This is a genomic window from Bacillus sp. J33 (genome assembly GCF_000518885.1).
Classification (GTDB): domain Bacteria; phylum Bacillota; class Bacilli; order Bacillales; family Cytobacillaceae; genus Cytobacillus.
Genome location: NZ_JAEL01000161.1, coordinates 1 through 6,884 on the forward strand (window position 1 = coordinate 1; position 6,884 = coordinate 6,884).

General features: G+C 39.4%; 5 protein-coding genes. 4 read left to right on the forward strand and 1 reads right to left on the reverse strand.

Going from position 1 to position 6,884, the window contains the following annotated elements:
• On the forward strand, window positions 1-185 hold a 185-nt coding region (locus L634_RS31965), incomplete at its 5' end, for a transposase (RefSeq protein ID WP_034263129.1).
• Window positions 186-333: 148 nt separating this feature from the next.
• Here the strand turns inward: L634_RS31965 and L634_RS0127780 are convergent.
• Window positions 334-618, reverse strand: coding sequence for an AbrB/MazE/SpoVT family DNA-binding domain-containing protein (locus tag L634_RS0127780; RefSeq protein ID WP_026585206.1), 285 nt, complete (start codon window positions 616-618; stop codon window positions 334-336).
• A gap of 861 nt (window positions 619-1,479) precedes the next feature.
• Here L634_RS0127780 and metG point away from each other — a divergent pair.
• The 3 genes from metG (at window position 1,480) to L634_RS0127795 (ending at window position 6,356) form a co-directional block, all read left to right on the forward strand.
• Window positions 1,480-3,444 (forward strand): methionine--tRNA ligase, encoded by a 1,965-nt coding sequence (gene metG, locus L634_RS0127785; protein ID WP_026585207.1) that lies wholly within the window; start codon window positions 1,480-1,482, stop codon window positions 3,442-3,444.
• 437 nt (window positions 3,445-3,881) lie between these two features.
• A complete protein-coding gene (locus L634_RS0127790) occupies window positions 3,882-4,649 on the forward strand; it encodes a TatD family hydrolase (RefSeq protein ID WP_026585208.1) in 768 nt (255 codons plus the stop codon).
• 507 nt (window positions 4,650-5,156) lie between these two features.
• Window positions 5,157-6,356, forward strand: a complete 1,200-nt coding sequence (locus L634_RS0127795; protein ID WP_026585209.1) for a G5 and 3D domain-containing protein — start codon at window positions 5,157-5,159, stop codon at window positions 6,354-6,356.
• The last annotated feature ends 528 nt before the right edge of the window (window positions 6,357-6,884 follow it).

The window sequence follows — 6,884 nt, forward strand, 5'->3', positions numbered from 1 at the left end:
CGATCTATGAAAAACGCAAAGAAACAATTGAACGAGTATTCGCAGATGCAAAAGAAAAGCATGGCATGCGTTGGACAACCCTCAGGGGACTTAAAAAAATGTCGATGCAGGCGATGCTTACTTTCGCTGCCATGAATTTGAAGAAAATGGCCAACTGGACTTGGCAAGGTCCAGAAATGGCCTAAATGATAACCTCGGAGAGGTCTGCAATTCTCTGTAATTACTTGAAGTCCTACAAAAAATGAAAAAAAGAGTTCGGAATGAGACTATTCCGAACTCTTTTTGTCTACAAACTGAAAGCTTCTCAAAAGTTTTGAGAAGCTTTTTTTTTGATTATTTTACTAATTCAAATGTGCTTTGAATTTCTTTTAATAACTGTTCAGCACCGTCACGGCTAAGGATTAGCTTTCCGTTAGCTAAAGAGATATTTTCATCAGAAACTTCCCCAGTAACCTGGCATGTCATATTAGGCTTGTACTTCTTAAGGATGATTCTTTCATCATCAACGTAGATTTCCAAAGCATCCTTTTCAGCAATACCTAATGTACGTCTTAATTCAATTGGGATAACAACGCGGCCAAGCTCATCAACTTTACGAACAATACCTGTGGATTTCATAATAAAATTCTCCTCTCAAATCTCCAATAATATTTTTCTCTATCTATGTTGTTTCGTCATTATTCGACAAAATCTTTAGTAATTACATAATACCAGCCATTCCCATATACGTCAATTACTTTATTTTCAAATCATATAGAAAATTTTGGGAGGTGCGTTAGAGTGTTGGTACATAAGAGTTTTTCAAAAGAATAGTATTCTTGGGGGAAATCGAAGCATTTGTTTCTGCCTTATTGCAATAAATGACTGCTTTCGACATTTCGACAAAATTCTACAAAAACTTCTTTATTCTTATAATAATATTCGAAGCCTTAATACCTTTTATAGGGATAAAGAAGGCTTTTTAATAAAAATTTTTATTCTTGCAATAAGCTTGCATCAGTCTATTGGTTGCACAATTTCAAGTTTTTAGGTATATTTTGATGGTATAAGAGGTTATGATGACGAATATAACATCTTGAAAACGCAGATATAGCAGGCCCAATAACGGCACGATTTTCTGATTTTTACTCTCGTCCAAATTGGGCGGGATTTTTTATTAAGGCTGTTTTCGTAAAGTTTGTTGCTTTTCGGGCTGCAAACTTAGTTTAACCAACTGAGTTGATTGCAGCGGAGGGCACTTGACTCCAGCGGGAAAAGAGGGAAGTGGGAGACCCCCGCAGGCGAAGCCAAGGAGGCTCTCATTCCTCCCCGCGGGAAAGCTTGAGTGCCCGTAGTGGAATTCAATGGGCAAAATTTATAAAAACAACATTTTATGCGAAAAGAGCCTTTATTAAATATTGAAGTTTAAAAAGAGCCAGTATTAAGCATAGCTGCATAGACATAATGTATCTATGCTTTCAAAATTAGGGAGGGAATCTTGTGGAGGAAAAATTAAAGACGTTTTATTTAACCACTCCAATTTATTATCCTAGCGGAAATTTACATATAGGGCATGCCTATACAACTGTAGCTGGTGATGCTATGGCACGCTACAAGCGTATGCGCGGCTATGATGTTATGTACTTAACAGGAACCGATGAACATGGGCAAAAGATTCAGGAGAAAGCTGAAGAAAAAGGTGTAACGCCACAGCAGTACGTTGATGATATTGTGGCAGGGATCCAGGAGCTATGGAAGAAGCTTGATATTTCCTATGATGATTTTATCCGTACCACTCAAGATAGGCATAAGCAGATTGTAGAAAAAATATTTGCCCAGCTTGTTGAGCAAGGGGATATCTATCTTGGGGAATATGAAGGATGGTACTGTACTCCTTGTGAGTCTTATTACACAGAACGCCAGCTTACGGATGGAAACTGCCCTGATTGTGGACGCCCAGTTCATAAAGTAAAAGAAGAATCCTACTTTTTCAAGGTCAGCAAATATGCTGATAGGCTTCTGCAATATTATGAAGAAAACCCTTCGTTCATTCAGCCGGAATCCCGAAAAAATGAAATGATCAATAACTTTATTAAACCGGGCCTTGAAGATTTGGCTGTTTCACGGACAACTTTTGACTGGGGTGTAAAAGTTCCGAATAATCCAAAGCATGTGGTTTACGTTTGGATTGATGCATTATCCAATTATATTACAGCCCTTGGCTATGGTACCGAAGATGATTCCAAGTATTTGAACTATTGGCCTGCGGATGTTCATTTGGTAGGGAAGGAAATCGTTCGGTTCCATACAATTTATTGGCCGATCATGCTAATGGCTTTGGATCTGCCGCTTCCTAAAAAAGTATTTGCACATGGCTGGCTATTAATGAAGGATGGGAAAATGTCCAAGTCGAAAGGGAATGTAGTTGACCCGGTAACATTAATTGACCGCTATGGACTGGATGCACTGCGCTACTATTTGCTTCGTGAAGTTCCATTTGGCGCAGACGGTGTCTTTACGCCTGAGGGTTTTGTAGAAAGAATAAATTTTGATTTGGCAAACGATTTAGGAAATCTTTTAAACCGTACAATTGCTATGGTCAATAAATATTTTGACGGTGTTATTCCAACATATAGTGGCTCAGAGGGAGAGTTTGATCAGCAGCTTCTTCAAATGAATCGTGATACTGTAGCCAAGTATGAAGAAGCGATGGAAAAAATGGAATTCTCTGTTGCTCTTTCTGCTGTTTGGCAGCTTGTAAGCAGAACGAATAAATATATAGATGAAACTCAGCCTTGGACTCTTGCAAAAGAAGAAGAAAAGAGAGAAGAGCTGGGAAGTGTAATGGTCCATTTAGCAGAGTCTCTGCGCAGAATTGCTGTGCTGCTGCAGCCATTCTTAACCCGTACACCGAAAGAAATTTTTACTCAATTAAATGTGAATGAAGAAAGCCTAACATCATGGGAAAGCCTGGATACTTTCGGATTAATTCCGGAAGGCACAAAGGTTTCTAAGGGAGATCCAATCTTCCCTCGCCTTGATCTTAATGAAGAAGTGGAATTCATTAAAACAAAAATGCAGGGTTCAGCCCCTAAAGAGGAAGTGAAGCCTGAAGCAAAAACTGAGGAAAAGCCTGATACAGACGAAATCACTATTGATGACTTTATGAAAGTCGACTTAAGAGTAGCCCAGGTTATCGAGGCAGAACCGGTGAAAAAGGCTGATAAGCTTCTTAAATTGCAGCTGGATCTTGGGTACGAAAAACGTCAGGTTGTTTCCGGAATTGCTAAATTTTATAAGCCGGAAGAGCTGGTTGGCAGAAAAGTAATTTGTGTAACAAACTTGAAGCCTGTTAAGCTTCGCGGAGAGCTTTCAGAAGGAATGATTTTGGCAGGAGGAAAAGACGGCGAACTTTCGCTTGCTACAATTGCGGAATCTCTTCCTTTAGGAGCAAGAGTTAAATAATATTATTCATTTTCTAAACAAAAATTAAAAACATAGAAGTGTTAGGCGTATAACGTAAGCATTTCTATGTTTTTCTTTTTAAAATAGGCTGTGGTAAAGCTGATTATTGACTCTGGCCCCCTGTTGATTGGAGTGGAAAGTGCTAATCCCGCGAAAACGCATTCGCATTTCCTTACGACGAGGTGTTTACTCAAGGAAGCTGATTCAACGTCCTGCGGGAAGAGGCTCCAGGACTGCCCGCGGTTCGCTGAGCTCCTGGAGCGGAAATCAACAGGCAAGCCTAACAGAGCTAAGTAATAATATATCCAAATAATAAATGGTCAGGGAAGTGGATACGGTCAGTATACAAAGGAACCGTATCCGTATTCCTTCCTTCCTGTTATACGATTGAAAGAATTGTAATCAAAAAATAATATAAGTAAAAAAGGAGTTTTTTGATGTTTTTCGACACACATGCACACTTAAATGCTGAACAATATAATGAAGACTTGACTGAGGTTATCGACAGAGCCTTAAGTGAGGGAGTCTCCAATATTGTGGTTGTAGGTTTTGACCGTCCAACAATTGAAAAAGCAATGGAGCTTACAGAGAAATACGATTTTATTTATGCAAGTGTAGGCTGGCATCCTGTTGATGCAATTGATATGTCGGAAGAGGATCTTCAGTGGATTGAGGAACTTTCACAGCATCCGAAAGTAGTTGCTCTTGGGGAAATGGGGCTGGACTATTATTGGGACAAATCGCCAAAGGATATTCAAAAGGATGTTTTCAGAAAGCAAATTCGGCTGGCTAAAAAGGTGAAGCTTCCGATTGTCATCCATAACCGTGACGCAACAGCGGATATCGTTGAAATTCTTAAAGAAGAAGGAGCAGGGGAAGTAGGGGGAATTATGCATTGCTTCAGCGGCAGCCCTGAAACAGCGAAAGAATGTGCAGATATGAACTTTTACATTTCCCTGGGAGGGCCTGTGACATTTAAAAATGCGAAAAAGCCCAAAGAGGTCGCCGATGTTATTCCCTTGGAAAAGCTATTGATTGAAACCGATTGCCCGTATTTGACTCCACATCCATTTAGAGGAAAAAGAAATGAACCTAGTTATGTAAAGCTGGTTGCCGAGCAGATAGCAGAAATAAAAGGCATATCTGTAGAGGAAGTGGCAAGTGCGACAACTGAAAATGCAAAAAAATTATTCGGCATAAACTGATAAAGCTTTTTGTCGAATACTGTGGGTGCTTGTCCAAATTTTTTCTGTTTCCAAAAAGTTCTACATGTCTCCTTCTTCTCATAGGATAACCATGTCGATAAGTCTCTCTTTTCTTTCTCTTGATTTTTTTGCATAATAGGAAATATGTTTACGAGAACAGGCTGCCAATTACTAGAAAAATGAGGTTTATTTACATCGATTTCACGATCTGCAAGAAAATATCCAGTAAAAAGAAAGAAGGATATTTTAAATGCGTGTTGAAAAGTATTAAACCAAGGCAAGCAGAAGTTCTGAAAACGGTCATTTGCAGGAAAGATAAGCATAGTTGAAAGCTGTCCTTCATACATAAGGATAGAGTGCTGTTCCTTACAGGCAAAAAACAGATTTAGTCTGATTTATGCCCTGCCTGAATGGCAGCGAGGGAAATGAAAGAGTTGACAGCCGGCAAGATACTCTATATAATCACTCCGAAGAGAAAAGGAGGCGTTTTTCATCGTGATAGAAAACATGAAAAACCTGTTATCCAAGTCTTTGAGTAAAAAGAAATTGGCCATTTTTTCTGCTAGTTTAATAGTTTTTGCAGCTGCTTTCGGTTTTATTCTTTATGAAACAACAAAGAAAACCGTTGCACTTACGCTGGATGGCCAAGAGAAAGTCATCAAAACGCATGCAACAACGATTCAAGATATATTCGATGATCTAAACATTTCATTGCGCTCAGAAGATTATGTGTTTCCCTCGGTAAACACACAGGTTAAAGACAATTTAGAAATTGTTTATGAACCGGCTAAACAGGTGCAGGTTGTTAAAGACAACGAGAAGAAAACGATTTGGACCGCAGCTAAGACGGTTGAGGAAGTTCTGAAAGAACAGAACATTGCCTTAAACGAACACGATAAGGTTCAGCCAAAGCCAGAGGAAAAAGTAAAAAGCAACATGGAAATCCAAGTAGAGAAGGCATTTTCTTTAACGCTGAATAATGGCGGAAAAGAAAAGCAGGTTTGGTCAACTTCGACTACGGTCGCTGACTTTTTATCACAGCAAGGAGTCACAATTAATGAATTAGACCGCGTTGAACCAAAGTTGGAAGAGACAGTTAAAGCCAATGACGTCATTAAAGTCATTCGAGTTGAAAAAGTCACCGATGTAGTGGAAGAACCAATTAATTTCGCAGTTGTTACGAAAAAGGACAACAGTTTGGAAAAAGGCAAAGAAAAGGTCATTAATACTGGAAAACAAGGCCTTTTAACAAAGCAATATGAAGTCGTTCTGGAGAATGGAAAAGAAACTTCCAGAAAGTTGATAAGCGAAAAGAAAGTTAGAGAAAAGCAGGATAAAGTCGTTGCTGTCGGAACGAAGGTTGCTGCGGCGACACAGGTAGTTTCCCGTGGAACCAGCAATAATACCCAAAGAGGCGGAAAAGAAATTTATGTATCTTCTACTGCTTATACTGCCAATTGCAGTGGCTGCTCAGGTAAAACTGCTACTGGATTAGACCTGCGTGCCAATCCGGGTGCAAAGGTAATTGCGGTTGATCCAAGTATAATTCCGCTAGGGACAAAAGTCTATGTTGAAGGCTACGGCTATGCCGTTGCAGCCGATACAGGCGGAGCTATTAAAGGAAACAAAATTGATGTGTTCTTCTCCTCTAAATCAGAAGCTTATAAATGGGGAAGAAGAACGGTGAAGATTAAGGTTTTGAATTAATTATCTTTGTATAAATATATTTCTCTTGATGCAGGGGCATTCCCCTGCATTTTTTATTGCGAAGCAGAGAAGGTTAATGGTAACATTTTTTCTTTTCCAGCTGCTTTCATATATAATAAAAAATGTTCTTTATAAATATATTCTTCTTTCATATATTTAGACGAATTACATTACAGAAATGTTTCAAGTTTTTTTCAGTTTTTTTATAATATTTTTTGGCTCTGTTAAATTTACCTGTTGATTTCCGCTGCAGGCACTCGCTTTCCGCGGGCGGTCCGGGAGCCTCCTCGGTGCATTCGCACCTGCGGGGTCTCCCGCTGACACGCTTCTCCCGCAGGAGTCTCGCACCTTCCGCTNCAATCAACAGGGTGCTAAAATCAACAATAAGCTTTAACACAGCCTATTTTTTATAAAGGCAGCTAAGCCAGTAAATCCAGCTGTTTCGTTTGTAATATTAGGAGGAAACATGAAGATAAAAGAAATTATTGTGGTGGAAGGCAAGGATGATACAGCAGCCATTAGAAGGGC